Origin of the sequence: Salinicoccus jeotgali, assembly GCF_039538805.1 — a bacterium.
In the GTDB taxonomy this organism is placed as follows: Bacteria; Bacillota; Bacilli; order Staphylococcales; family Salinicoccaceae; genus Salinicoccus; species Salinicoccus jeotgali.
On record NZ_BAABCK010000013.1, the window covers coordinates 73,589 to 99,024 of the forward strand.

The 25,436-nt window shown below is 46.4% G+C and carries 26 protein-coding genes; 18 read left to right on the top strand and 8 right to left on the bottom strand.

Translation table 11 applies throughout. The features are described from left to right. Window positions 1-14: 14 nt before the first annotated feature. Window positions 15-722: a hypothetical protein gene (locus ABD734_RS02830; RefSeq protein WP_344701202.1), complete on the bottom strand. Its 708-nt coding sequence runs from the start codon at window positions 720-722 to the stop codon at window positions 15-17. A gap of 276 nt (window positions 723-998) precedes the next feature. After that, window positions 999-1,355 (bottom strand): YugN family protein, encoded by a 357-nt coding sequence (locus ABD734_RS02835; protein WP_344701204.1) that lies wholly within the window; start codon window positions 1,353-1,355, stop codon window positions 999-1,001. Between the two features lie 144 nt (window positions 1,356-1,499). On the opposite strand from ABD734_RS02835, the gene ABD734_RS02840 reads away from it, so the two are divergent. Together ABD734_RS02840 and ABD734_RS02845 are read left to right on the top strand one after the other, a co-directional pair. Beyond that, window positions 1,500-1,943: a YlbF/YmcA family competence regulator gene (locus ABD734_RS02840; protein ID WP_344701206.1), complete on the top strand. Its 444-nt coding sequence runs from the start codon at window positions 1,500-1,502 to the stop codon at window positions 1,941-1,943. 143 nt (window positions 1,944-2,086) lie between these two features. Next, window positions 2,087-3,417, top strand: a protein-coding gene (locus ABD734_RS02845) for an IS3 family transposase (RefSeq protein ID WP_344701208.1) whose coding sequence is annotated in 2 segments (ribosomal slippage) — window positions 2,087-2,459 and window positions 2,459-3,417 — 1,332 coding nt in all. Because the reading frame shifts where the segments join, the coding sequence is not laid out codon by codon here. A 64-nt stretch (window positions 3,418-3,481) separates the two neighbouring features. On the opposite strand, the gene ABD734_RS02850 is transcribed toward ABD734_RS02845, so the two are convergent. Continuing rightward, entirely contained in the window at window positions 3,482-4,906 is a 1,425-nt protein-coding gene (locus ABD734_RS02850; RefSeq protein WP_425568286.1) for an APC family permease, read from the bottom strand. Between the two features lie 109 nt (window positions 4,907-5,015). Here ABD734_RS02850 and ABD734_RS02855 point away from each other — a divergent pair, with 109 nt between their 5' ends. Beyond that, on the top strand, window positions 5,016-6,320 hold the full coding sequence (locus ABD734_RS02855) for an outer membrane protein assembly factor BamB family protein (protein WP_344701212.1): 1,305 nt from the start codon (window positions 5,016-5,018) through the stop codon (window positions 6,318-6,320). A 68-nt stretch (window positions 6,321-6,388) separates the two neighbouring features. Here ABD734_RS02855 and ABD734_RS02860 read toward each other — a convergent pair whose 3' ends face one another. Further along, window positions 6,389-7,972: an SLC13 family permease gene (locus ABD734_RS02860; RefSeq protein WP_344701503.1), complete on the bottom strand. Its 1,584-nt coding sequence runs from the start codon at window positions 7,970-7,972 to the stop codon at window positions 6,389-6,391. Between the two features lie 295 nt (window positions 7,973-8,267). Beyond that, window positions 8,268-9,188, bottom strand: coding sequence for a glycerophosphodiester phosphodiesterase family protein (locus ABD734_RS02865; protein WP_344701214.1), 921 nt, complete (start codon window positions 9,186-9,188; stop codon window positions 8,268-8,270). 86 nt (window positions 9,189-9,274) lie between these two features. Here ABD734_RS02865 and ABD734_RS02870 point away from each other — a divergent pair, with 86 nt between their 5' ends. Beyond that, on the top strand, window positions 9,275-9,538 hold the full coding sequence (locus tag ABD734_RS02870) for a DUF2129 domain-containing protein (protein ID WP_344701216.1): 264 nt from the start codon (window positions 9,275-9,277) through the stop codon (window positions 9,536-9,538). 4 nt (window positions 9,539-9,542) lie between these two features. Here ABD734_RS02870 and ABD734_RS02875 read toward each other — a convergent pair whose 3' ends face one another. Continuing rightward, window positions 9,543-9,917: a DUF7147 family protein gene (locus tag ABD734_RS02875; protein ID WP_344701218.1), complete on the bottom strand. Its 375-nt coding sequence runs from the start codon at window positions 9,915-9,917 to the stop codon at window positions 9,543-9,545. 57 nt (window positions 9,918-9,974) lie between these two features. Here ABD734_RS02875 and rsmD point away from each other — a divergent pair, with 57 nt between their 5' ends. Next, window positions 9,975-10,520, top strand: a complete 546-nt coding sequence (gene rsmD / locus ABD734_RS02880; protein WP_344701220.1) for a 16S rRNA (guanine(966)-N(2))-methyltransferase RsmD — start codon at window positions 9,975-9,977, stop codon at window positions 10,518-10,520. Next, on the top strand, window positions 10,517-11,002 hold the full coding sequence (gene coaD, locus ABD734_RS02885) for a pantetheine-phosphate adenylyltransferase (protein WP_344701222.1): 486 nt from the start codon (window positions 10,517-10,519) through the stop codon (window positions 11,000-11,002). The genes rsmD and coaD overlap by 4 nt, the downstream gene beginning before the upstream one ends. On the opposite strand, the gene ABD734_RS02890 is transcribed toward coaD, so the two are convergent. Beyond that, window positions 10,989-12,125: a nucleotidyltransferase gene (locus ABD734_RS02890; RefSeq protein ID WP_344701223.1), complete on the bottom strand. Its 1,137-nt coding sequence runs from the start codon at window positions 12,123-12,125 to the stop codon at window positions 10,989-10,991. The two genes, coaD and ABD734_RS02890, sit on opposite strands and share 14 nt — an antisense overlap. A gap of 134 nt (window positions 12,126-12,259) precedes the next feature. On the opposite strand from ABD734_RS02890, the gene ABD734_RS02895 reads away from it, so the two are divergent. Together ABD734_RS02895 and rpmF are read left to right on the top strand one after the other, a co-directional pair. Then, complete coding sequence (locus ABD734_RS02895) at window positions 12,260-12,775, top strand: YceD family protein (protein ID WP_344701225.1); 516 nt, start codon at window positions 12,260-12,262, stop codon at window positions 12,773-12,775. 2 nt (window positions 12,776-12,777) lie between these two features. After that, on the top strand, window positions 12,778-12,951 hold the full coding sequence (gene rpmF / locus ABD734_RS02900; RefSeq protein WP_344701227.1) for a 50S ribosomal protein L32: 174 nt from the start codon (window positions 12,778-12,780) through the stop codon (window positions 12,949-12,951). 66 nt (window positions 12,952-13,017) lie between these two features. On the opposite strand, the gene ABD734_RS02905 is transcribed toward rpmF, so the two are convergent. Then, window positions 13,018-13,482 (bottom strand): N-acetyltransferase, encoded by a 465-nt coding sequence (locus ABD734_RS02905; RefSeq protein ID WP_344701229.1) that lies wholly within the window; start codon window positions 13,480-13,482, stop codon window positions 13,018-13,020. A gap of 114 nt (window positions 13,483-13,596) precedes the next feature. On the opposite strand from ABD734_RS02905, the gene bshC reads away from it, so the two are divergent. The 10 genes from bshC to ftsZ all read left to right on the top strand — a co-directional run bounded on the left by bshC (window position 13,597) and on the right by ftsZ (window position 25,391). Further along, on the top strand, window positions 13,597-15,180 hold the full coding sequence (gene bshC, locus ABD734_RS02910; protein WP_344701231.1) for a bacillithiol biosynthesis cysteine-adding enzyme BshC: 1,584 nt from the start codon (window positions 13,597-13,599) through the stop codon (window positions 15,178-15,180). Window positions 15,181-15,312: 132 nt separating this feature from the next. Further along, window positions 15,313-15,744 (top strand): division/cell wall cluster transcriptional repressor MraZ, encoded by a 432-nt coding sequence (gene mraZ, locus ABD734_RS02915; RefSeq protein WP_344701233.1) that lies wholly within the window; start codon window positions 15,313-15,315, stop codon window positions 15,742-15,744. An 11-nt stretch (window positions 15,745-15,755) separates the two neighbouring features. Continuing rightward, window positions 15,756-16,685 carry a 16S rRNA (cytosine(1402)-N(4))-methyltransferase RsmH gene (rsmH, locus tag ABD734_RS02920; protein WP_344701235.1) on the top strand — a complete coding sequence of 310 codons (930 nt, stop codon included), beginning with the start codon at window positions 15,756-15,758 and terminating at the stop codon, window positions 16,683-16,685. An 11-nt stretch (window positions 16,686-16,696) separates the two neighbouring features. Beyond that, window positions 16,697-17,068, top strand: coding sequence for a cell division protein FtsL (ftsL, locus tag ABD734_RS02925; protein ID WP_344701237.1), 372 nt, complete (start codon window positions 16,697-16,699; stop codon window positions 17,066-17,068). Further along, a complete protein-coding gene (locus tag ABD734_RS02930) occupies window positions 17,055-19,202 on the top strand; it encodes a penicillin-binding transpeptidase domain-containing protein (protein ID WP_344701239.1) in 2,148 nt (715 codons plus the stop codon). Before ftsL ends, ABD734_RS02930 begins: the two co-directional genes overlap by 14 nt. Before the next feature lie 11 nt (window positions 19,203-19,213). Then, window positions 19,214-20,176 (top strand): phospho-N-acetylmuramoyl-pentapeptide-transferase, encoded by a 963-nt coding sequence (mraY, locus tag ABD734_RS02935; protein ID WP_344701241.1) that lies wholly within the window; start codon window positions 19,214-19,216, stop codon window positions 20,174-20,176. A gap of 1 nt (window position 20,177) precedes the next feature. After that, window positions 20,178-21,512 (top strand): UDP-N-acetylmuramoyl-L-alanine--D-glutamate ligase, encoded by a 1,335-nt coding sequence (gene murD, locus ABD734_RS02940; RefSeq protein WP_344701243.1) that lies wholly within the window; start codon window positions 20,178-20,180, stop codon window positions 21,510-21,512. A gap of 17 nt (window positions 21,513-21,529) precedes the next feature. Continuing rightward, on the top strand, window positions 21,530-22,687 hold the full coding sequence (locus ABD734_RS02945) for a cell division protein FtsQ/DivIB (protein ID WP_344701245.1): 1,158 nt from the start codon (window positions 21,530-21,532) through the stop codon (window positions 22,685-22,687). 109 nt (window positions 22,688-22,796) lie between these two features. Further along, window positions 22,797-24,227 carry a cell division protein FtsA gene (gene ftsA / locus ABD734_RS02950; protein WP_344701246.1) on the top strand — a complete coding sequence of 477 codons (1,431 nt, stop codon included), beginning with the start codon at window positions 22,797-22,799 and terminating at the stop codon, window positions 24,225-24,227. A gap of 36 nt (window positions 24,228-24,263) precedes the next feature. Further along, window positions 24,264-25,391 (top strand): cell division protein FtsZ, encoded by a 1,128-nt coding sequence (gene ftsZ, locus ABD734_RS02955; protein ID WP_344701248.1) that lies wholly within the window; start codon window positions 24,264-24,266, stop codon window positions 25,389-25,391. The last annotated feature ends 45 nt before the right edge of the window (window positions 25,392-25,436 follow it).

Here is a 25,436-nt window from a genome sequence, read left to right on the forward strand (position 1 = left end):
AACCACCCTTTTTTCTATTTCTCCGTCACAATATACCGATCTTCGTCATGGAAGGCAGATTTCAGATTTTCCAAATGATTGATCGTGTCTGAAGCATTGGACATGTATTTTCTGCTATTGCGCATATGAACATCGAACATTGTTTCGTTCATATCGTATTCTTCTTCCTGATTCATAAGCTTGAACTCGATCAGTGCCAAGGTACGGTTTGAGATCGCCAATCCCAAATCCGACTTCAGCTGTTCAAAATACTCGGCATGGACCGGTTTCAGATATTCAGGAATCTGCATGCCATCCAACTCCATCTCGAGAGTATTGTAGGATTCATGCAGTGATTCCAAAGCAGGGGCCAATTCATTCGGGTCGAGAGCTGCCCATTGATACTTTTTTTTCAGTGGACTGAAATCATCGGTCCAGATTCCCACCACATCCTGCTGGATCTGTTCCAGATGATCAACCATTGCACTCAAGTTATCCTGTTCCTCCTGCGTATAAAAGTCATCTATATTTTTACCGTCTGTCTGATTTATGACGGCTACTGTATTCAGTTCGGCTGCCTCTACATCATTGATGGAGGATTCGGCCAACTGCAAGTTTTCATGATTAATTATGCTGGGTGTCGGCCTTTCGGCTTTGAAATCCTCAAAGCCAATATTCTGTTCCGCCCTAGATGTACATGCACTTAACAGCAGTATGGCGAAAATGGTTAATATCGGTTTCACTTGGGTCGTCTCCTCTGCTTAAGAGTCACTTATCTTCATATCCCACCCATTGTAACACAACTGTAATATCTCAAAAAGCATTTTCATTGCCTCAAATAAAGAAGAAGACCCCCTGATGAATTGGACTATAACCCGAATAATGGACACTTATAAAAAAGTGTTCCGTTATTCGGGTTATTTCTGTTTCTAGAAAGTAAAGCCGTTTATAATGAATATAAGTTTTTGAACGGAGAGTGACTATGAGTAAANTAATGCTTCCAGTCTTTTTACTTTTTATTAGATGAGACTTTTCAGTTCATCAGCAATTGTACGGATCTTTTTGACAGCGTGGTCGACCAGTCGTTCAGGGAAGTGTTCGTCGCTTCCGTACTCAACACCCGTAGGATAGTAGTGTTTACCCATATATGGATCCATAAGCTGGAGGACAGCGTTTCTTGCTCCAACATCACCTTCCACAGCATATCCGGGTATGCGGAGATAGTAGATGCCTTCAGGCACTTCATACTTATAGTCAAAAGTCATGCGTTCATAATCCCATGAACCTCCGAGCACTAGACCGTTCTTGTTCATTACATTCTGTAAGATATCCTGAGACACGATCATCGTCTCAAGAGTAGAATTTTCAAAAACCATGAATTTTCCTCCCTAAACATTTTTACCATTAATCTAATTTTAATCTATTCCAAGTAGAGTTGCAAATGGTATTTATACAGACCCTGAAAATTGGTAGCGGCCGATAGGACCATTATGATACTATGGACGGGAGGTGTTCAATATATGACGACAGATATAGAAATGGAAGTAATGGATCGTATAGACCATTTGAATGCAATGGTCCGCGAGACCGATATATATAAATATTATTGCCGATACAGTAGACTGCTCGAAGAAGATACCGAGGTCGCCGGGCTCATTTCCAAATTCAACAGAATGAAAGTGGATTTCGAGGAAGTCAGCCGCTTCGGCAAATATCATCCTGATTTCAGTGCAAAGCGACGGGAACTTAATAATTTCAAGAAAACACTTGATATGCACCCGGTAGTGATGGAATACAGACGGGCAGAGTTCCAACTGCAGGAAATGCTGGATGAAGTACTTTTCCACATCAGTTCCAGCATCAGCGATCATGTTAACGTGGTCAGCAGCAACCCGTTCTTTTCAATGTCCAATGAATCTGGATGTGCAACAGGCGGCAGCTGTGGCTGCCAGACAGCAGGCTAGAAATAAAATAAGGGTTCCCCCGTTTTGGACTATAACCCGAATAATGGACACTTATAAAAAAGTGTTCCGTTATTCGGGTTATTTCTGTTTCTAGAAAGTAAAGCCGTTTATAATGAATATAAGTTTTTGAACGGAGAGTGACTATGAGTAAAAAAATATATTCAAATGTCGAAATGAAACAATTGGAGGCCAATCCTAATGTGGTAAAGGTTTCAGAACGGTCCATCACCTATCACCCATTTTTTAAGAAAGTTGCGATTCAGGAATACCAGACTGGCAAGTTCCCAAGTCAGATCTTTGAGGAACACGGATTTAATTTAAATATAATTGGGAAGGATCGACCTAAACGTTGCTTAAAGCGTTGGCGAGACACTTTTGAAAAGTACGGAGAACTAGGTCTTGAAGGAGAACGTAGAGGGAAAGGTGGCACAGGCCGCCCTTCTTCCAAGGAACTGTCTGCGGAAGAAAAGCTAAAGAAAGCTGAAGCTCGTATTAAGTATTTAGAGGCTGAAAATGAATTTCTAAAAAAGCTAGACGAACTCGAAAGGCAGGCGATGAAAAAGAAGTGAAAATAGCTCCAACTGAAGTTTATCAACTGATTGAACAGACCATCCGTAAATATTCTTTAAGTCATATGGTCTCATTCTTATGTTCATTTACGGGAGTGAGCCGAAGTGGATATTATGCGTGGTTAAAGAGTAAGCCGCAAAGACAGATGAGAGGTCAAAAAGATGAAAAGGATATAGAGATGATTCGATTCATCTTTACGCAGAACCAAGAAAAAGTAGGTGCTCTACAAATTAAGATGGAGCTTGAAAATGACTATGGCCTCTTAATGAATCATAAGAAAATTCGAAGATTAATGAAGAAATTCGGACTTACGGCAAAGATTAGACAAGCCAAACCTTATAAAAAAATGATGAAAGCGACCCAAGAACACCGTACGTGCCCCAACCATCTAAACCGGGAATTCAATCAACAGGAACCTGGAAGAGTCTTTTTAACAGATATCACTTATACCTATTATGGGAAAGGCCAAAAGGCTTACCTATCATGTGTTAAAGATAGTGCGACCAAGGAAATTGTCGCTCATCATATCTCTACTTCCTTAGAGATGGATATTGTTTATCGAACATTAGAAAAACTGGAAGGAGCCGTTGGAAGTTTTCATCCCGAAGCAATGATTCACTCTGACCAGGGATTTCATTACACTCACCCTAAATTTCAATCCAGAGTGAAAGAAGCTGGCCTTCTTCAATCGATGTCGCGAAGAGGAAACTGTTGGGATAACGCTCCAATGGAATCATTTTTTGGTCATTTTAAAGATATGGTAGACCATGAATTATGCGAGAACTTAAGCCAACTCAATGATGAAGTGAATCAATATATAGAGAAATATAATAACAAGAGATATCAGTGGAAATTAAATAAGATGACCCCAGTACAATACCGAGATCATCTTCTAGCTGCCTAGAGCTCTTTTTATAAACTGTCCATATTATGGGGTACAGTTCAGATGAATCAGGGAGCCTTTTAAGTCATTCTTCTTCGTTCAATATCAAATAGTCTAATTCTTCTTTCGTCAACGCGTTCAACCTTTTGAATTGGAACAGGAAGAACAGCAGTCCAAGTACCGTCCAGGCCGCCAAAGCCCAGTAGGACGGGGCAGAGAGCGACGCCGGTGAGCCCGGATACAACAGAAGTACAAGGAAGGCCAGCGATATGATGGCACCGAGCACACCAAATATGACGTAGAGGAGATTATAGTTATCCTTAACCCTAAAGAATCTCACAGCGACCAGGCTGGTGATGAGGAAGGCAATCGATACACCCGTAGATGACATGTCGACAATCCAACTCAAGGCAGTACGTCCAAGCCAAGGGGCTAACAGACAGACGGCCATTACAAAAAGGATTGCCACATAAGGCGTCTTGCTCTTGCCGACCTTCATGAAGACGGACGGGATGAACTTCGCACGCCCCAGCGCGAACAGCAGGCGTGATGATGACATATAAAATCCGTTAAGCCCAGTGAACACACCGAATGAGATGGCGAGTGCAAGCATCGTCATGCCGATGCCACCCATTGAACTCTGGACGACCGAGCCAGTTACCCAAAGTGCGCCCCCCATCGTCTGCTCATCAGGATAGACCCATGACGTTACCAGAATCATCAGTACGTACGTGACGATTGAAGCCACGATACCGAAGACGATAAGCTTGAACGTCTTATCCGGACTGAAGTTGAACTCTTCAGCAGCTTGCGGGATATTGTCGAATCCAACATACATCCACGGGGCAATGGCGACAATCAGAATGATCGAAGTCCAGATGCCATTGTCACTGTTGAACAGCGGCTTTGCATTCGTCAGTTGAAACTCTCCAGAAAAGAACGACCAGGCGAACAGGATTGTAACGACGATCGCCATAAATAATGCAAAGATGAATTGGAGATTACCGGATAATCCGCTACTCTTGATCGAGATGAAGGCAAACAGGATCAGTACGAGTGATGACAGTATGACCTCCATGATATAGACGTCCCAGCCGGCAATCGTATAGAGATAGCCTATTTCCAGGAAATCGGGTAAAATAAATTTAAACAGTAGGCTGAAGGCACTGGCATTCAAAGCGACCACCGATATGTAGCCGAGTGCCAGGAACCATGAAGCGATAAAGCTCACATACTTACCGAAACCGACGTAACTGAAGGCGAATTCACCGCCGGACACCGGAAAGCGTGTCGTCAGTCCTCCATACGCCACCGCGATGATGAGCATCAGGATACCACCAATGGTGATGCCAAGTGTGGAACCGAGCGTCCCAGAGGACAATAGCCAATCCCCAGGCAGGATAAATGCCCCCCAACCGATGCTTGAACCGTAGGCCACTGCCCAAACGAAACGTTTTGACATTGTACTGTCGAGTTCCGTTCTCTCCATATCTGTTATTTTATTTTCAATTTCCATATGTATTTTAGCTCCCTTTTCCCTTTTATGTTTTATATCCTAACAGAGTACATGCTAAACGTAAAATTTACAATTGGCACACAAATTGAAGGGTATGATGAAAATGAAAAAATTCTTGAAATATTTAATCGCTGCCAGCACGCTGTTTGTGATTTCTCACACTGGTGCAGAAAACGCTTCTGCTGCGGCCTTCGGGGCACAGGAGTGGACGCAGTACCGCTTCTCACCGGACAAGAATGCCGTCATAGATTCAGGCCATGAACCGCTTGAGTATATGACATTGGAGACGGAAGACGAAGTGCGGGTGACGCCGGTGGTGGCAGATGGCAAAGTGTTCATCGGCAACCATAACTCAGGTGATGTCATGGCATTCGACCTAGAAACCGGTAAGCGGGTGTGGCACAATACGGCGCCAAACTGGATACACTCTGAGGCCATCTATCACGAAGGTTTGGTGTACGTCGGCTACGGCAACAGGTTCTTCCAGAAGAACCGGGCCTACAGCTTCTTCAAAAATTTCGGGCTCCATAATCTGTTTCGGCACAGGGCGATCCGAGGCACTGGGGAGAGTGGCGTCATGGCACTTGATGCAGATACCGGGAAGCTGGTGTGGCGCTATGAGACAAGGGGCGAGGTCATGCCCACTCCTGCCATATACAAAGATCACCTCTACATTACGACCGGCGACCGCACTTTGTATAAGCTGACACTCGATGAAGGGGCGCTCATCCATAAGGAAGACATCGGATCCACCGTCAGCATGTCCTCCCCGAACATCCATGAGGCTACGCTCTATGTCGGCGGCAGCGGCCCCCTCCCCTATACTTTCTCGGCATATGATCTGAAGAAAGATGACATGAAATGGCAGACTGAATTTCCCGATGTCGACATGGGTCTCGATGATGTGCCACCGGCAGTCAGCAACGGTCTGGTCATCACCACGGGATTGGTCTCCAACAAGGACGGGGAATTGGAGCATGAAATTTATGCATTAGACATCTCTACCGGTGAAATGGCCTGGCAAGATAACTGGGGGACGGGCCAGTTCGTCAAAAACAATAAATCAGGCGCCCCGATCATCCATGAAAGCAAGATCTTCGTTGCAAGCCCCATAACCAAAACCTATTACGCCTACGATCTAAATAGCGGCGAACAGCTCTGGGCGTACGAGGATGAGGCCGCGAAAGCACCGCCGGTCGCCAAAGATGGCATCGTCTATTTCTCAAATGTTGAAGGTGAAGTCGTCGGCCTGGACATCACACGCGGCACACCCGTCAAAAGAATGGCGCTTGAAGGTGTGCTTGCGCCCGCCGGACCGGTCATTGTAAACGATACGCTCTTTATCGGCAGTCAGGACGGCAACATCTATGTCGTGCCGCTGGATGATTTTGAAGACATCGATAATTAGAGGATATGAAAAAGGCGCAGACCAGCTGGTCTGCGCCTTTTCTGATACGCCATTTTCATTTCCATAAATCAGCCCTTATAGTCGAGCAGATTGATGCCGAATATGAGTGGCATCATCACATAGACGAACGCCACTATCAGGATGACCCCGATGATGTTCAGGGCAAATCCGGTCTTCGCCATCTCCTGGATGCTGATTTTATTGGTCCCGAATACAATCGCGTTCGGCGGGGTGCCTACAGGCAGCATGAACGCGCAGTTCGCCGCCATGGCAGCTGGCACCATGAGCGTCAATGGATGGACTTCAAGTGCAATCGACAGTCCAGCCAGTACAGGCAGGATCATCGTTGCCGTCGCCGTATTGGAGGTGATTTCTGTGAGGAACAAAATCGTCACAGAAACAACGACCAGCACCAGGATGATGTGAATGCCTTCGACACCCTTCAGCATCTCACCGAGCCATTGGTCGACGCCTGTCTCGACAATCGCCGCAGCGAGTGCCAGACCGCCGCCGAACAGCAGCAGAACCCCCCACGGCAGCTCGCGTGAAACTGACCAGTCGAGTATGCGCTTCGATTTTTTGGCAGTCGGCAGCAGGAATAGTATGACTGATGCAAGCATTGCGATGGAACCATCAGTCAGCATGCTTGTGAATTCAATCTTACTCCATATGAATCCGCGCGTGATCCACATGAATGCGGCAAAGAGGAAGACGATGAGTACAAGTACTTCTTCCCGGGAGATCTTACCGAGTTTATTCAATTCATCCGTAATGATCTTGCGTCCACCCGGCAGTTGGATCATGTTGTGCCGGAAGGCGAAAAAGTTCATGAACGCCCAGGCGAGCGCCAGGAAGATGATGACGATCGGCACACCAAACATTATCCATTGGGCGAAACTCATGTCATAGCCGAAAATCTCCTTCAACTGACCAGCCATTATGATAAGCGGCGGCGTGCCGATCAGTGTACCCAAACCGCCGATTGTCCCGGCATATCCTATACCCAGTACCAGAGATTTTTCAAATCGCATCAGATCATCTTCAAGGACTGATGAAGAAAGGGACTGGGCTTCATTTATAATGGCCATCCCGATCGGTATCATGATCATGACGGCAGCAGTGTTGCTGACGAACATCGACAGGGCCGCGGTTGCTATCATGAAGCCAAGCAGTATCATCGATGTGCGTGTGCCGATCGCATTGATAATCGTCAATGCTATGCGAGTATGTAGATTCCAGCGTTCCATTGCGAGTGCAATCAGGAAGCCACCGAGGAACAGAAAGATGATGTCGTTGCCGTAGGAACTTGTTACGGCCCCACTATCCATGACTCCACCCATCGGAAAAAGAAACAGCGGCATGAGTGATGTTGCAGGAATCGGAATCGCTTCCGTAATCCACCATGTAGCAATCCATAATGTTGAAGCGACGACAAAGACGCCACCCTCTTCAAGCCCCTTCGTATCGAGCAGCAGTAGTGTCAGGATAAACAGCAAAGGCCCCAATATGAGTCCGACAAGCTGCATGCCCCCGTAGGATTTCTCCGGTCCTTCCGAGCCGTGCGACGAGCCACCCCTATCCGCATTCTTCTTCGCCTCATCGACACTGAAAAACTTCAGCAAGGACTTTGTCCGCCTCGATTCCCGCCACATATTGCGGTATGTACGCTTTAATTTTGACACGTTACTTCCCCTTTTAAATGGAAAACGGTTTCAACCGTATTGATTGAAAATAACACATTCTCTGAATACTCGCTATAGCGATATGAATTTTGTAACTAAAAAAACCGGAATCTCCTGATCTGAACCCTACCAAGTTGACAGATGAAATAATATAAATGTTTCCCGCCTGAGAATGGAGATTCTCAGGCGTTTTTCTATGCCGCCAATGCCCTGAATTCCAGCGGACTCAATCCCTTGAATTTNTTTCGGGGGAACCCTTATTTAATCAGTAACGCTGTTTCAGCAGATGGCTGCTGATGTCCGGATAATCGGTGACGATTGTATGGGCACCTTTTTGAATCAGTTCATCCATCTGATCCATTTCGTTTATGACCCAGTAGCCGACTGCGACATTCAAGCTTTGGAGATACTCGATGAACCCTTCTTTATCAAGCGGGATATTGTTGTGCTTTGCCGGCATCTGCAGTGTGTCGGCTTTCGGGTTGAATAAGTGGCCGAAGCCGCTCGCATAGGCCAGGTAGGCATTGCGTACTTGATCTTCGCCGGCGCCAAGTGCAATGTCTTCGCCTGAATAGAGCCTGAAACGATCGATCTGGTCGTCATAGAAGCTCGTGATGAGTACTCTGTTGCTGACGTCTGTTTCATCAATCAGACGGTAGAGCAGGCTTGGTATCAGACTGCCCTCATAAGTGTTCGGATCATCTTTGATGTCTATGTTGATGAGCATATCGGGATATTTCTTGATGAGCTCCCTAAGTGTCATGATTTTGGCCTCATTGCTGCCCCTGTATGGATGGCTGCCTTCAGCGTCTCTGAAATGGTAGCCGAAATCGAGTTCCTTCAGTTCGTCCAGAGTGAGCTCACTGATACGGCCTGCACCATTCGAAGTACGGTCTACATAGGCATCGTGGAAGACCACAATTTCTTCATCCTTGGTCATGCGGATGTCGATTTCAAATCCGTCCACACCAAACTCAGCAGATTTGTTGAATGCTGCAGCTGTGTGTTCCGGTGCAAGTCCCATACCGCCGCGGTGCGCGAGGATATAAGGTGAGCGATGCCTGAAGTATGGCTTGATGTCGCGGATATCCTGCTCAGATGTCAATTTTGTACCGATCCACAGGCCACCGACTGCTCCGCCGGCTAATCCAATTGTTGTCAAAAGGCTTTTTGTACATTTCTTCATGATTACTGCCTCCAGTTATAGTTTCATTTAAAACTTCTCATTTACATGGTATCATAACTTTATAAAATTTTATAAGGTGGGGTAATATGCTTGAGAAACGCATCGGCATATATATTTATTTTAAACAAAATAAGTTCATCCGACAATTGAAACGGCACGGCCACCTGATATATGTAAATAAAGATAAGAAGTATCTACTTCTCTATATATACGAATCAGAGCTTGACCAAACCGCTCAGACATTGAATGGCCTGAAATACGTCGAAGATGTCCTTGTGTCGGAATATCCGCACATCCAAAGGGAGTACAACGCTGAAAACTATGAACCCAAGGATTACCGCGTCATCTAATATATCAGGTAAGCGGCGGTATCAGGTTGTTCAACCTCAAGACGCCAGTGATATATTGGAAAAACTGCTCTTTATCGTGGAAGTCCTCCGGATCGCGCGTTTTGAATTCGACAATAGGTAGGTCATGTGCCGTACACCATTCGGATATCATTTGATACTTCTTGCCGGAACCGTCTTTATATGGAACGCCCTGATAGATGGTGTATAGGGTTTGGAAATTTCCACGGACAGGCTTCATCACTAGGACGAATGTAGCAGGCCGTTCATCTGCATGAAGGAATATGCCTTTATCAATCCGGTGGTGGTTATGTTCTATGATGGCTTCGAGTTCAAATACATCTCCGTAGCCTTCTCCAAGTACAATGAATTTTTGCATCATTAATCAGCTCCCGATTCCATTTTAAATGAAGGGACAAGGGAAAGAAAGGAATCGCCCATGAGAATAATCAGCGGCAAATATAAATCAAAGACAATTTCGACTTTGAAATCGCAGGATACAAGACCTACATCAGACAAGGTGAGGGAAAACATCTTCAATATCCTCGGTCCGGTAGAGGGGAGGGTGCTCGATCTGTTTGCAGGAAGCGGAGCGCTCGGCATCGAAGCGTTGAGTCGTGGTGCTTCCTCTGCCATGTTTATAGACGGAGCGGGCGACGCAGTCAGGATGGTGAAACAAAATACGAATGAACTGGATGAAGATGTGGAAATCTACCGGAATGATTACCGGCGCGCCCTGAAGGCGATGGCGAAACGCGACCGGCAGTTCGATCTCATTTTTCTCGACCCACCTTATCATAAGGGAATGGCTGAGGAGTCGCTCAAATACATAAAAGATCTTAAAATATTGGATGCAGGAGGGAGTATAGTCGTCGAGACACATAAGGATGAGAGATATGCAGAAGAAGGCTATACGAGCATCAGGGAAGCAGTATATGGTACGATCCGAATCAATATCCTGAAGAAAGAAGGAGAACAATCATGAAAAGAATTGCAGTATGCCCAGGAAGTTTTGATCCAATCACATATGGCCATATCGATATCATCGAAAGGGCGAGTCGAATATTTGATGTAGTCTATGTCTCCGTCCTGAAGAACTCTTCCAAGGAAGGACTATTTACGCCTCAGGAGCGTGTGGAGCTTATCAACGAGGTGACGAAGGGGCTGCCGAATGTTGAAGTGCGCATCTTCGATGGACTGCTGATCGATTTCTGTGAGGAAGTGGGGGCACAGGCAATCGTGCGGGGCTTGCGTGCCGTAAGTGATTTTGAATATGAAATGCAGCTGACTTCCATGAACAGGAAATTGAACAGTACGATTGAGACGATCTATATGATGACCAACAACAACTATTCATTCATTTCATCTTCAATGGTCAAGGAGGTCGCAAAGTACGGCGGCAAAATAGAAGATGTAGTGCCACCCCATGTGGAGTCGGCACTGCGGGGGAAATTCAATCCGCAATGATGACGGGTGTGTTGTAGTCATTGCGCTTTGAGCCACTGAAAATATTATGGACATCAGTCGCCGTTATTTCATCTTGGATGTGATGACGGTTGGTGCTGTTTACATTGGTGATGATCTCGAGATCTTGAGATAGCGTCTTCAGATAGGCTTGTCCATGCCTGTTCATGGCGAGGACCCTTACAGCCTGCGGCAAGGAATAATCATCCACCTTTGTACTGGTCAGGTTGAAGAGGATGTAGAGCATCAGCCGGTTGAGGCGTGTGCGCGTATATCGTTTCGTTTTGACGTCATCAAGGAATGATGCGTAAGTCGAATGCCTCCTTATTCTGGAAATCAGCCTATGTTCAAGACCTTCGGTCATCGTGTAGATTTTGCGCAGTTCTTCCGGTGTGCTCCTGTGGATCAGGAGTTTCAGTGAAGGAAACAGGACTTCATTGGTGAGGGGGCCATCTTTATGGATCTCCTGTGCAAGTGGGGCGGGCATGAAACGTGATGCACCTTCTAGATCACCTTCCCAAAGAGCATTCCTCAGGCTGGTCGCGCTGGAGAAGCGCCGCTCGGACAGGGCAGGGTCATTATAGTCATTGCCGATCCTTTGTATTGTATGAGGGGTTATATTCGATTGCAGTTTTTCCAGAGCTTTCAAGTAGGACAAGCCGAGAATATCATTGGCTCCTTTAAACACATCTGTCTGCAAGGCTGCAGCAAGGGCTCTTGGATAACTGTAACCTTTCTTCTGCAACGTCTGCATGGACGAGTGGATGTCTGCGTCTCCCATAAGGGATTGTAGCCTCGACAGTTCTGCAATATCACCGGATTCACTACCAAAGACGATGTTGTCGCTTTTAAGCAGATTCGCAATATGGACGCCACCCACCGCAAAATCATCTGCAAAGCTGACAGCGTTGACGAACGGCAGTTCGACCACAAGATCGACGTGCCTGATGGCAGCTTTCGCCCTTTTGAATTTATCCGTCACTGCAATTTCACCACGTTGCGTGAAATTCCCCGACATGATGGCGATGGTGACATCGGCCCCGGTCAGGCGCTTCGATGCTTCAATATGATGGATATGTCCATTATGAAAGGGATTGTACTCTGTAATCAAAGATGTGATAATCATAATAGTGCTCCTTTCCATTCGATTCCATTGTATCAGAAATGGGGCAGAATCATTAGTGATGTTAAGAAAAAAACTTGACAGAGTACTGTTAGAAAGGTACAATATTTTTTGTGCTCATAAGAGGTGAAAACTATATGAGATGGTCATTGACGCAACTGAAAAAGTTCAATCAGGATTCAATCGCTGTAAACGAAAAGGTCCAGTTTAAAGAGATGACGGATCGTAAAGATGTCACTTCAGTGGACGAAGTGTCCGTCGAAGGCGTCCTTCATGTCCGTAATCGCCAGATCATGGCTGATTTAACCATAGAGACGGTGGTCAATATGCTGGACAGCCGCACAAGCGAAGATATCCAAGTGCCGCTTCATATTGAAGCGGAGGAGATTTTCGATGAGGATGCGGAAGAAGCGGATGATCTCGCTGAAAATGTTCATCCAGTGACCCACACTTTAGATCTGGAACCGGTCATCAAGGAACTCATCATCGTCAACATACCTTTTGTCATCACTAAAAGCGATGAACCGCTTAGTGGTGGCAAGGAATGGTCCGTGACCGATGAGGAATCGTTGGAAAATGAGCGGACGAGCGTGGATCCAAGACTATCAAAGCTAAAATCACTGTTGGACGACAGTGATAACAAGGAGGAATAGAAATGGCGGTACCAAAGAGAAGAACCTCGATTACGCGTAAAAGAAAACGTCGTACCCACCTGAAGCTTTCTGTACCAGGTATGGTAGAATGCCCAAACTGTGGAGAAATGAAACTTTCCCACCGTGTATGTAAAGAATGCGGCAGCTATAAAGGTGAAGAAGTTACATCTAAATAATTTATGTAGAAAAAGACGCTGGCAATTTTGCCAGCGTCTTTTTCATGAGGCCTATGGAGTTTGCCGCTATTGGAGGTGGAAGCCTTCCGGATACCAGATCAAGGGGTCTTCCGCCATATCCCTTTCGATATCATACTTCAGCGTTTCGAAGCCATGCGCTTCGAAGAAGCCGCGTGAGTTTTGACGGCTGATGGCTTTAATTGGCATGCCATAGTCTTTGGCGAAGTCGATGAGCTTGCTGCCGTAGCCACGGCCTCTATATTTCTCATGTACTTCCAGTTTCCATATCACCATATAATCATGCGGCGGATCGAATATGGGTTGATGATCATCTTCTTTTCGGTAAAGGCACATGCGCGCAGCCAGCGTGTCGCCTACGTAGATGCCAAAGAATGGCGAGTCTGTATTGGCATCCATGATATTGCCTTCCAGCTCTTTTTTCATCTGCAGTTCCTGCGCACCATACTCGCGGAATTTCTTGAATTCTTCTACTGTCTTATAATTGATTGCCAGATGCTTCACTTCTGTCATTTTGCATTCTCTCCTTTTCTTTAGTATAGTACATATCTTTGAAACCGTTCAATTGTTTTATATCTTCATAATATTTATAATCAAGTTAGCATTAGAGTGAGAAGGGGTCGAATTATGGAAATTGAATGTTTGAATTACACACAGGACGATTTTACACACCGGTTCGCCGGTGGGGATGGACAAACGCTGTCCTTCTATCAAAACTTGACTTATGATGAAAAAAGTATAAAAAAAGTGATGGATAGACCAAGTCATCCGCATACAGGTAAGCTTGCTGATATCATGGCCGAGGGGATGGCGCCCTATGGTCTGAGTGACAAGCAGGAAGATAACCTTAGACGTCTCCGGGAAGGCGCCAGGGTCATCGTCGGTGGACAACAGGCAGGCCTCTTCATGGGTCCCAGCATGATCATGCATAAAATGCTCACTTTGCTTGTACTGGTTGAAGAAGTGAAGAAAAACTACAACTACCAGGCAGTGCCCGTCTTCTGGATAGCAGGCGAAGACCATGATTTTGAAGAAGTGAACCATACCCATATCTATGATCGCACCCATAGACGCCGGCGCAAAATTTCCTATAAACCGAATCTGACGGTGCCGATGAGCCTGGGGTTCTACAGGTATGACCAAAGTGCAATGAAAGACACTCTGGATCGTATAGTGGAGGAGTGCGGAGATTCAGGTTACCTGAAGGAGAAAAAGTCAGAAATAGAAACGATGATTGAACAAAACGAGTATTGGACTGAACTGTTCCATGCGCTCGTCCATGATGTTTTCGCGGATGCGGGATTGTTGATTTTCAACTCTCATGATGAAGCGGTGAGGAAGCTTGAAGCACCGATGTTCAAAAAGATGATCGAAAATCATGAAGCCATCGATGCAGCGTTCAGGCAGGGGCAGCGGGAATTCATTGAAGCGCATGACCTATCCCCAACGATCGATACTGAAACGAATGTGCATCTATTCACCGGTTCACGGACGACGCGTACTCTATTAGACCAGCAGGACGGCAGCTACCTGGCCGATAAGGGTACGTTATCCAAAGATGCGTTACTTGAATATCTTGAGCAAGACCCTGCTTCATTCAGCAATAATGTCGTAACAAGACCACTTATGCAGGAGATGCTATTCAACACCCTCATATTTACGGGTGGCGGCGCAGAAGTGAAGTATTGGGGCGAGCTTCATAAAGTGTTTGAAGTGATGGATATCGACATGCCGATTGTACTAAAGAGAATGGAGATCATCCATGAGGATATGAGGCTCAACAAACTTCTCGATAAATATGGAATCAAAGTTTCTGAGAATCTCGCAACAGATTCCGAAACTAAAAAGCAGAACCTGATCGAGTCGGCAACAGATACCACTTTCTTCGACGAAGTCGACAGCATAGCGGATCATCTCGATACCGATTACAGCCGTTTGAAGGATAAGGAGGGCCGTGAAGCCCATCGTGATCTGATTGAAGCCAATCTGAAGGTGCACAAGAAACAATTGAGTTACCTGAAACGGCGATACCAACTTGAAGTGAAACGTACTTTGCGCAAAGAATTGAATGATTTGGAAGAGATATCAGAAAGGCTGATGCCGGGCGGATCGCTGCAGGAACGCATCTACCACCCGTGGATGTTTCCAATCTATCTCGAAGTGGGGCGCCTCGCCTATACGACGCAGCTTACAATCATCAAAGGAATCTAGAATATTGGACGGTCTTCATTTTTATGAGGGCCGTCTTTTTTATTGTGTCAAATTAATTGGAGGAGAAAGCACATTATTTGTGGTACATAGTGGGGAGATGTGGTAAATTATTTGTATAGGCGAGGTGATCAGATGTTCATGGGAGAGTTCAAGCATCAGCTTGATGCTAAAGGACGCTTGATAGTGCCAAGTAAATTCAGGGACGGACTCGCAGGACATTTCATCATCACCCGAGGCCTTGATCAGTGTCTATTTGGCTACCCTCTCGAAGAGTGGGCCCAAATGGAACAAAAAATGAGTACTTTACCGCTTACTAGGAAAGATGCCAGAAAATTCATGAGGATGTTTTTTTCGGGCGCTGCCGAAGTGGAAGTGGATAAGCAGGGGAGGATCAACATCCCCGCTAATTTGAGGGAATATGCTGGATTAAAAAAAGAATGCACCGTCATCGGTGTTGCCCATAGGATTGAAATTTGGGATACGGATAAATGGACATCATTTTATGATGATTCAGAAGCCCATTATGAGGATATCGCAGAAGAATTGATTGATTTTGACTTATAGGATGTGAGGGTATGTTCAAACATGACACCGTTCTATTGAAAGAGACAGTGGATGGGTTGAATATACGCCCTGACGGCACATATATCGACGCCACTTTGGGTGGCGGAGGCCATAGTGCCTATCTCTTGGAACAATTGACCACGGGTCATCTATATGCTTTTGACCAGGACTCCTGGGCAATAGAGAACGCACAGGAAAGATTTAAAGGAAACGACAATATTACACTTGTCCATTCCAATTTTGAGAATTTGAAGGCGGAACTGGCGAAATTCAACGTCAGTGGAGTCGATGGCATAATGTATGACCTCGGCGTTTCAAGTCCGCAGCTTGATGTAACTGAACGGGGATTCAGCCACTCTAGGGAAGCGCGACTCGATATGCGCATGAACCAGGACCAGTCGCTTGATGCCTATGAAATTGTAAATACATATTCCTACAGCCAGTTGGTAAGCCTCTTCTTCCGCTACGGAGAAGAAAAATTTTCGAAAAAGATAGCTAGGGAGATTGAACGCACCAGGGCCGAGGCGCCTATTGAGACCACTACGCAATTGACTGAAATCATCAAATCCCAGATTCCCCACAAATTCAGACGAACAGGGGGGCATCCAGCCAAGCGGATATTCCAGGCGCTCAGAATAGCGGTCAATGATGAGCTCGGGGTTTTCGAAAGGTCGCTCGAAGCGGCAATCGACCTTCTTAATAAGGACGGAAGGGTATCCGTCATCACATTCCATTCCCTGGAAGACAGAATATGCAAACAGATGTTCATGGAATATGAAGCAGGGCCCGAACTGCCGCGCAATATGCCTGTCATCCCGGAAGCCTACGAACCTGTATTGAAACGGGTGAACAAGAAGCCAATCACTGCAGACGATGAAGCGGTGCTCGATAACCCGCGTGCGCGCAGTGCAAAATTGAGAATTGCTGAGAAGCAGAAATAGGGAGTGATAACATGGCAGTAGAACATTATCAGCAACCCCTGTCCCAGCCCGGCAGCCATAGGGAGCAACAGCCTGCTACTAGAAGAAGACGCCGCGTCGTCGGCCTCGGAAAAATCGAGACGCTTACTTATCTCGTCCTTTTTGTTCTGATCGCAACTGTTGCGATATACGTATTATCACTAAAGATGGAGGCCCATACTGTCCAGACGCAGATTAGCCAAATCGAAAGTGAAACCGCAATCAAGGAAGGCGAAATAAGTGAGTTGAAGACGGAGGTTACGGATCTCTCGTCCTACGATAGAATTTATGAAAAAGCAAATGAACTTGGACTTGACCTGGATAATGGAAATGTAAAGGTTGCTGAGAAGTATGGCAAGAATTAGAATCAAGCTACGAAATACAACAAAAACACTATCTGTTGGCGCGCTCCTAATCTACCTGGGTATAGGAGTGCTTTTTGTTTGTATATTTTGGCAGTTCAGCTATTTGATGATAGGTAAATCCCTGGATGATGAAGATCTGGTTGCCCACGGCGAAGAAAAATTCTCACGTACCTCACAAATAGAAGCAGCACGCGGGCGCATACTGGATCGTGACGGCAACGTTCTGGCGAGCGATATGGAGGCGTATCGCATTGCTCTGATTACGGACCCCAGCTATTCGAACCACGTCAGCGATCCTGAAGCTGCCGCAGAGAAAATCGCAGAAGTCGTCGATATGGATAAAGATGAAATCGAAAAACGCATCAAAGAAGGTATAGAGGAAGAACGCTTCCAGATTGAGCTTGGCAAAGAAGGACGCGAATTATCCTATAACGATAAAAAGACCCTCGAGGAGGCTGAAATCCCTGGCATAGTCTTCATCGCCGAAACGAAGCGGTTCTATCCGAATGGCAATTTCGCTTCGCACCTTATCGGCTATGCCGAAAAGAATCAGGATACTGGGGAGTTCGAAGGATCGCTTGGGATTGAACAGGCGTACGACGAGAAGCTGAAAGGTCAGGACGGTGGACTCGACTACCTCAAGGACTTATGGGGGTATATCGTACCGGGGACCGACAGCGTTGCCGAAGCGAAGAATGGTTCGGATATCCAACTGACAATCGATTCGAACATTCAGATGTATCTTGAGGATTCCCTCGACACGATGGAAGAACATTTTGAGCCTGAGGAGACTTTTGCGGTCGTGGCGGATGCCAAGACTGGAGAAATTCTCGCAAGCGGCCAAAGACCGTCATTCAATCCCAGAACTCGAGAAGGGTTTGGAGAGAGCTGGCTCAACATGCTTTACCAACATTCATTTGAACCCGGTTCGACCTTTAAGGTGTTCGGTCTGGCGGCAGCGATTGATGCTGGAGTATATGACCCGAATGCAGTATATGAATCCGGATCATATGATGTCGACGGCCATACAATCTACGATTGGGAGCCTGAGGGCTGGGGCGATATCACTTATAATGAAGGGATGCAGTACTCCTCAAACGCCTTGATGATGATCCTCCAGGAAAAAGTGGGGGAAGAGAAGATGCTTGAATATTACAAGGACTTTGGCTTTGGCCAAGTGACAGGCTCAGAATTCCCGAATGAACAATCAGGAACCTTGGCATGGGATGCTGAACTGCAGAGGAAAACTACCTCTTTCGGTCAGACTTCTACTGTTACCCCGATACAGATGATCCAAGGTATGACGGCGATACTAAATGGTGGCAAAATGAAGAAGCCATACATCGTCGAATCCATCACTGATAGTGAGAGCGGTGAAGTGATCAAAGAGAATGACGAAACTGTCGTGCGTCAAGTGATATCGGAAGAAGCGGCAGATAGGACACAGGATGAAATCAATACATTCGTCGGAGGATCGATGGAACGTAATCCGCAATACCTTCTCGAGGATTATGAAGTCGCAGGGAAGTCAGGTACCGCCCAGGTGATCAATCCGGATGGAGGTGGTTATCTGAAGGGCGATTATCAATTCCTGACGTCCTTCATCGGGTATGCACCAGAAGACGACCCTGAGGTTATCGTCTACTATGGCGTCAAGCTTGCCAGCAAAAATAAATCGGATACATGGGATATTGGTGTGATGCCCGGCTTCAATCCGCTTATGGAGCGGACCTTGAAATATCTGACGGTCGGCGAAGAAGATGGGGAATCACCTGAGCCAGTGAAGATAGAAGATTATACGGGCAAGATGATTTCCGATGTGCCCGCAGCGGCAAATGATTCTATACAGACAATCATATTGGGAGATGGCGAAGAAGTAGTGGACCACTACCCGAAAAATGATAAACTGTTACCGTATGAAACATTTTTTGTCAAAACTGATGGACAGCTGAAGATGCCTGATTTGACGGGACTTTCAAAGAGGGAAGTTATTATGTTTGGAGACTTTGCCGGAATGGATGTAACTGTAGAAGGTGAAGGGTACGTCAACGGACAATCAATCGACCCGGGCGTCGTTTTAGAGGATGGACAGGAATTAAAAGTCACTCTGTCGTCCAACGACCCTGAAGACTAGAGGAGGATATCATGGACTATTTATTTTTAATATCCGCATTTATATTGACGGCGGTACTCGTTCCTGTAACGATACCGTTGCTCAAGCGGATGAAATTCGGACAGTCGATACGTAAGGAAGGGCCAGAGAGCCATCAGGTTAAAACGGGCACCCCGACCATGGGTGGCCTTACATATCTAATTCCCGTAATCATATTATCGTTGATTGCGCTTCTATTTGTGGATGATACCTACAAGATGCTGGTCATGATCATCGTGACTATCGGATTTGGGCTCATCGGATTCATAGATGACTACATCATTGTGGTCAAAAAGGACAACAGGGGGTTATCTTCAAAACAGAAGTTCCTTGCACAGATTGTGCTATCGGTGATTGTCTATTTCATTATGACCCAGGCTATTCCGGATATAGAAACGGCCCTACGCATTCCAGGAACGGATTGGACACTGCCCCTTGGCGTGCTGTTCGTCGTATGGATTGTGTTTTGGCAGGTTGGATTTTCAAATGCGGTTAACCTTACAGATGGCCTCGACGGATTGGCGACAGGACTCTCAATCATTGCATTTTCAAGTTTCCTGGCTATAGCGTGGGTACGGGAGGAGACGACGCTTGTCATCTTCCTGATGATACTGATCGGCGGATTGCTTGGCTTCCTCCTATACAATAAATATCCGGCAAGGCTGTTCATGGGGGACACCGGTTCGCTCGCCCTCGGGGGCATCATTGCGACAGTATCCATCGTACTTAATGAAAGTCTCCTGCTGCTGCTCATTGGAATCATGTTCGTCATAGAAACTGCTTCTGTGATGATGCAGGTGGCATCTTTTAAATTGACCGGAAAAAGGATCTTTAAAATGACGCCTATCCATCACCATTTCGAACTCAGTGGCTGGAATGAATGGAAGATTGTCATTGTATTCTGGACGGTTGGTGCTGTTGCAGGCATCATTGGTGTCCTACTGGGGGTGGCCTAGATTGGAGAAGCTGGATTATCAGAATAGGAAAGTACTTGTACTTGGTTATGGCAGAAGTGGCAGAAGTGCCATCTCTGCATTGCTCACGTTAGGCGCCAATGTGACGCTTACAACGAATGAAGTGATTTCTGATGAGGGGATCCGCCAGCAGCTGAAGGGATGGGGAGTCGAGATAGTCGATGGCCACCATCCTGTGAGTCTGCTGAACGATATTGAACTGATTGTGAAAAATCCAGGCATTCCCTATACCATCGACTTTTTGAAAGAAGCGGCAGCAAGAGATGTGCCGATAATTACCGATGTGGAACTCGCGTATCATATTTCGCCAGTGCCGATCATCGGCATCACGGGCACCAACGGTAAAACCACCGTTACGCACCTTATTGGAGAAATGCTGGAACGTTCAGGTTTCGAACCGATACTGTGCGGCAACATAGGCTACCCCGCTTCCCAGGCTGCCAGAGAAGCTGTGCCTGGTAATATATTGGTTATGGAACTCTCGTCCTTCCAGTTGATGGGTGTAAGGGATTTCCGTCCGGATACCGCAGTATTCACAAATATCTATGAAGCGCATCTTGATTATCACGGGTCGAAGGAAGCATATGTGAAAGCGAAGTTGAATCTGCTCAGGAATATGGGGCGGGAAGAAAAAGTCGTCTTCAACAGCCGTCAACGGAATATAGTCGAAGAAATGACGACGCTCTCGATCGAATACTTTGCGACTGAGGGGGACGCAGAAGCCATGATCAGAGATAATATGATCATCTACCGGAATCGTCCACTGATAGACGTTGATGAGGTGCTGCTAGAAGGCGAACACAACCATGAGAATATATTGGCGGCACTGTTGGCCGCTAAAAACCATGGTGCTTCCGACACAGCAGTCATCGAAACCCTGAAGCACTTCGGGAGTATACCTCACCGCATGGAGTATTTGGGGCTTAACCAAGGTGTAGGCTATTATAATGATTCCAAGGCGACAAATAATCTGGCGACTTCTTTTGCACTGAAAAGTTTCCATTCCCCTGTCATCTGGATTGCTGGAGGACTTGATCGCGGACAGTCTCTTGCATCACTCGTGCCAGACCTTGAACATGTGCGTCTGATCATCGCATTTGGTGAGATGAAAGAAAAGTTCGTTTCGTTGGCGGATGAACTCGGCATTGACTCGGTAGTGGTGGAAAACCCGCATGATGGTGTCATAAGGGCAGCAGATCATGCACATCCGGGGGATGTTGTGCTTTTCTCTCCAGCATGTGCCAGTTGGGACCAGTACAAAGATTTTGAGGCCCGCGGTGATCATTTCAAAGAAGGTTTTACAGCACTCGACAACTGATGGGTAGGGGGGATTCCATGGACAATCATAATGATATAGATGAGCTGAAGCAGAAGTTGAAGCAAAGAGAACGCGACAAGAAAGCATGCAAGCTAGAAGAACGGCTGCAGCAGGATACTCCCCCGCCGGTGGAAAAACCAAAAAAGAGTGTGGATAAAAGGACATCTAATGTCGACGGTGAGAATCGTAAAGAGGTACCTAGAAGCAGAACGGGGAAAGAGGCGGTTATTCCAGACGAGGAAATAGAGACCTTCCACCAAGGTAAAACCATCTCCTTTAGAATGGGCGAAAAGCCTACAAAAAATGATGGGTCTAAAAAGGACAAGGATATACCTGAAAGAAAAAAGGCAAAGCTAAAAATGCCGGTGCTCACCCGCACCCATCTCTTCCTGGGCATCATCATCACGCTGCTCCTCGCGGTCTGTGGCCTGATTTATTATGCAGTAAGCAGTGCAAGTGATGTAAAGGAAATCGCCTTAGAAGGCAATGAAATGATCAGTGATCAGGAAGTGATGGAACGGCTCCAATTTGAAGAGGGTGACAAGATGTTCAGTGCGAACCTTTCCAGGGCTGAGGAAAACATTGCGATGCTTCCGGCAATTGACGAAGTGACGATTGAACGTCAGTGGTTAAACACGATAAATGTTTCCATCTCAGAGCGCGAGTCCGTGGCCTATGTAGCATCGGGTGATCTGTTCTACCCTGTGCTTGAGAATGCCCAAGTGTTGAGGGGCCACCCGGCTCTGCCCGAAACTGCCCCTATCCTCCACTTTTTTGAAGGCCAGGAATTCGATGCGCTAATCGATAATCTGAACAAAATGGAGAGGGAGGTTCTTGAGGGGATTTCGGAAATCTATTACCGTCCCTCAGAAAACACCGACACCCGCATCCATATCTTCATGAACAATGGCCAGGAAATCGTTGCTGATTACCGTACAATCGATGAGAAGATGGATTACTACTTGAGCATGCAAGAAGAAATCGGGGAGCCTGGTGGTGGCATAATCGACATCGAAATCGGCAGCAGTTTCCTCCCTTATGGCAGCGAAGAGGCGGATGATGTAAAAAAAGGAATCTATGAGAACCCCGTAAAGCCTCGTTACATCGAAGATATCGAGAAGACTCTAGGTGACTTGAAGTCGCAACTGACGTCAATCGGCGAAGAAAATGAATGATTGCCGATCCGCATTTATACTGGACTATTACGTTTAAATAGTTCACAATGTAAAAAGTATACTGTAAACTATATAAGAGAGTGAAATGGCTTACTAGGAGGCAGAAGAGTTGAAGGAACATTATTATGTCGCCCTGGATATCGGCTCAAACAGTGTCAAAGCCGTAGTCGGCGAGAAATTCCATGACGGTGTCAACATCATCGGTACTGGACAGACGTATACTGATGGCGTATCCAAAGGGACGATAAGAGATTTTGACCTGACGAGAAGTGCAATTATAGATACTGTGAAAAAAGCAAAGATTTCATCTGGCGTCGATATTGATGAGGTCTTTTTGAAAATGCCGCTTGCCGGCACGGAATTGAAGTTTGCAGAGGAAGAAATCCGTTTTGGAGGCAATTCAACCGAAATAAACGGCACCCATATCGAAGATATGCTTGAAACGATCCGGGAACGGGTTGTGCAAAGTGATAAGGAAGTAGTGACCGTCTACCCGGTGTACTTCAAAGTGGACGACCTCCACGAAGTCTCCGATCCGAAAGAGATGATGGCTACCCAGTCACTCTTTGTCAGTGCGGGGATACTGCTTTCCAGCCGGACTGTTTTAATGAACGCGGTGAAGTGTGTGGAAGAAGCTGGATTGACTGTGCTTGATGTCTATTCCGATGCTGTGAACTATGCGCATATACTAAGCGAATCAGAGGTCGAGCTCGGTGGTGTGGTCATCGATATCGGTCATGAACTGACGCAGTTCGGATATTATGAGCGCGGTACGCTAAAAACCTCAGGCAGCCTTCCAGTAGGCGGTAAGCATATAACGAAGGATTTGTCTGAAGCGTTCAATACTACCCTCGAGGCTGCAGAAAAAGCGAAACATCACTACGGGCATGCCTTCTATGATCTGGCCTCAGCTGAGGACATCGTGCGTCTGCCTCAGCGCGATGGCGAAGCTGATATCGAGATTACGCCTCAGGATATGTCAGACATCATAGAGATGAGGATGGAAGAAGTCTTTATGGATGTTTTTGGGGTCCTACAGGAAAATCAGATCACCAAAGTAAGTGGTGGCTTTGTCGTTACAGGAGGCACAGCGAACCTTCTTGGCATCAAAGAACTGATGCAGGATCTCGTATCAGAAAAAGTCCGCGTTCATATACCGAATCAAATGGGTGCCAGGAAACCAGAGTTTTCAAGCGCCATCGCTACAGTTTCAAGCGGAATAATGTTTGATGAACTCCTTGAATATGTTACAATTGATAATTATGATACAGAGTCGGATACTGTCCGGCATGCCGCTGATGAGGAGTCATCAGGAAACTTCTTCACCGGACTCTTCAACAAGCGCAGAGAGCAGGAATCACACGACGCGGACAGCGGGTCTGTTGATCAATCAAAAAACGCTTCCGAAGAATACGCCGATTATTCATATGATGATAGATCGGAAGACATGGACAACCGGGATAGTGCAGACAAACGTCAGGGTGAAGACAAAAACTACCGTGGCTATATGAAAAAACTCTTTAAAAATCTATTCGAGTAGAATCAGTAAGATGAATGACTGGGAGGAAATAAAATAATGTTAGAATTCGAGCAAGGCTTCAACCATATGGCAACACTTAAAGTGATCGGTGTCGGTGGCGGCGGTAACAACGCAGTCAACCGCATGATAGACGACGGTATGCAGAATGTTGAATTCATCGCCATCAACACAGATGGTCAGGCACTCAATCTGTCGAAGGCAGAATCGAAAATCCAGATTGGTGAAAAATTGACACGTGGACTGGGCGCAGGCGCTAATCCTGATATCGGGAAGAAAGCAGCTGAAGAATCCAGGGAACAGATCGAAGATGCGATACAAGGTGCTGATATGGTCTTTGTAACAGCAGGCATGGGCGGTGGCACGGGCACAGGTGCTGCCCCAGTTGTCGCCAAAATAGCAAAGGAGATGGGGGCGCTGACAGTCGGCGTCGTCACGCGTCCTTTCTCTTTCGAAGGCAGGAAGCGTCAAACTCAGGCATCAGCTGGAGTTGATGCGATGAAGGCGGCTGTCGATACGCTGATAGTGATTCCGAATGACCGCCTACTTGATATCGTCGACAAATCCACTCCTATGATGGAAGCATTCAAAGAAGCGGATAATGTACTCCGTCAAGGTGTTCAGGGTATTTCCGACCTGATCGCGGTTTCAGGGGAAGTGAACCTGGACTTTGCGGACGTTAAGACAATCATGTACAACCAAGGTTCCGCGTTGATGGGTATAGGTGTTTCAAGCGGTGAGAACCGCGCAATAGAAGCGTCGAAGAAAGCAATTTCCAGTCCGCTGTTGGAAACTTCCATCGTCGGAGCGCAAGGTGTGCTCATGAATATCACCGGTGGGGAATCCCTTTCCCTGTTTGAAGCCCAGGAAGCGGCAGACGTTGTACAGGACGCTGCAGATGAGGATGTCAATATGATCTTCGGTACGGTGATCAACCCAGAACTTGAGGATGAAATCATCGTAACTGTCATCGCTACAGGTTTTAATGAGAAATCCGTCAACCGTTCTCCTGAGAGGGAAGAGAAGAAGGATCCAATCATCCAACCGAACCCTTCCAGAAACGAAGAACCTAGAGAGCGTGACTTCCAGGCGAGAGACAACACACCACAGGACGATGATTACGAAGTGCCTACGTTCTTAAGGAACCGTTCGAGACGCAGAAGATAGAAAAGTTTTCAAGTCAGAAAGGTGTCCCTTTCTGACTTGTTTTGT

Coding starts and splice junctions, on each gene's coding strand:
- ABD734_RS02835 (WP_344701204.1), bottom strand. CDS start 1,355: ATGGTTTTTGAAAATTCTACTCTTGAGACGATGATCGTGTCTCAGGAT.
- ABD734_RS02840 (WP_344701206.1), top strand. CDS start 1,500: ATGACGACAGATATAGAAATGGAAGTAATGGATCGTATAGACCATTTG.
- ABD734_RS02855 (WP_344701212.1), top strand. CDS start 5,016: ATGAAAAAATTCTTGAAATATTTAATCGCTGCCAGCACGCTGTTTGTG.
- ABD734_RS02860 (WP_344701503.1), bottom strand. CDS start 7,972: ATGTGGCGGGAATCGAGGCGGACAAAGTCCTTGCTGAAGTTTTTCAGT.
- ABD734_RS02865 (WP_344701214.1), bottom strand. CDS start 9,188: ATGAAGAAATGTACAAAAAGCCTTTTGACAACAATTGGATTAGCCGGC.
- ABD734_RS02870 (WP_344701216.1), top strand. CDS start 9,275: ATGCTTGAGAAACGCATCGGCATATATATTTATTTTAAACAAAATAAG.
- ABD734_RS02875 (WP_344701218.1), bottom strand. CDS start 9,917: ATGATGCAAAAATTCATTGTACTTGGAGAAGGCTACGGAGATGTATTT.
- rsmD (WP_344701220.1), top strand. CDS start 9,975: ATGAGAATAATCAGCGGCAAATATAAATCAAAGACAATTTCGACTTTG.
- coaD (WP_344701222.1), top strand. CDS start 10,517: ATGAAAAGAATTGCAGTATGCCCAGGAAGTTTTGATCCAATCACATAT.
- ABD734_RS02890 (WP_344701223.1), bottom strand. CDS start 12,125: ATGATTATCACATCTTTGATTACAGAGTACAATCCCTTTCATAATGGA.
- ABD734_RS02895 (WP_344701225.1), top strand. CDS start 12,260: ATGAGATGGTCATTGACGCAACTGAAAAAGTTCAATCAGGATTCAATC.
- rpmF (WP_344701227.1), top strand. CDS start 12,778: ATGGCGGTACCAAAGAGAAGAACCTCGATTACGCGTAAAAGAAAACGT.
- ABD734_RS02905 (WP_344701229.1), bottom strand. CDS start 13,482: ATGACAGAAGTGAAGCATCTGGCAATCAATTATAAGACAGTAGAAGAA.
- bshC (WP_344701231.1), top strand. CDS start 13,597: ATGGAAATTGAATGTTTGAATTACACACAGGACGATTTTACACACCGG.
- mraZ (WP_344701233.1), top strand. CDS start 15,313: ATGTTCATGGGAGAGTTCAAGCATCAGCTTGATGCTAAAGGACGCTTG.
- rsmH (WP_344701235.1), top strand. CDS start 15,756: ATGTTCAAACATGACACCGTTCTATTGAAAGAGACAGTGGATGGGTTG.
- ftsL (WP_344701237.1), top strand. CDS start 16,697: ATGGCAGTAGAACATTATCAGCAACCCCTGTCCCAGCCCGGCAGCCAT.
- ABD734_RS02930 (WP_344701239.1), top strand. CDS start 17,055: ATGGCAAGAATTAGAATCAAGCTACGAAATACAACAAAAACACTATCT.
- mraY (WP_344701241.1), top strand. CDS start 19,214: ATGGACTATTTATTTTTAATATCCGCATTTATATTGACGGCGGTACTC.
- ABD734_RS02945 (WP_344701245.1), top strand. CDS start 21,530: ATGGACAATCATAATGATATAGATGAGCTGAAGCAGAAGTTGAAGCAA.
- ftsZ (WP_344701248.1), top strand. CDS start 24,264: ATGTTAGAATTCGAGCAAGGCTTCAACCATATGGCAACACTTAAAGTG.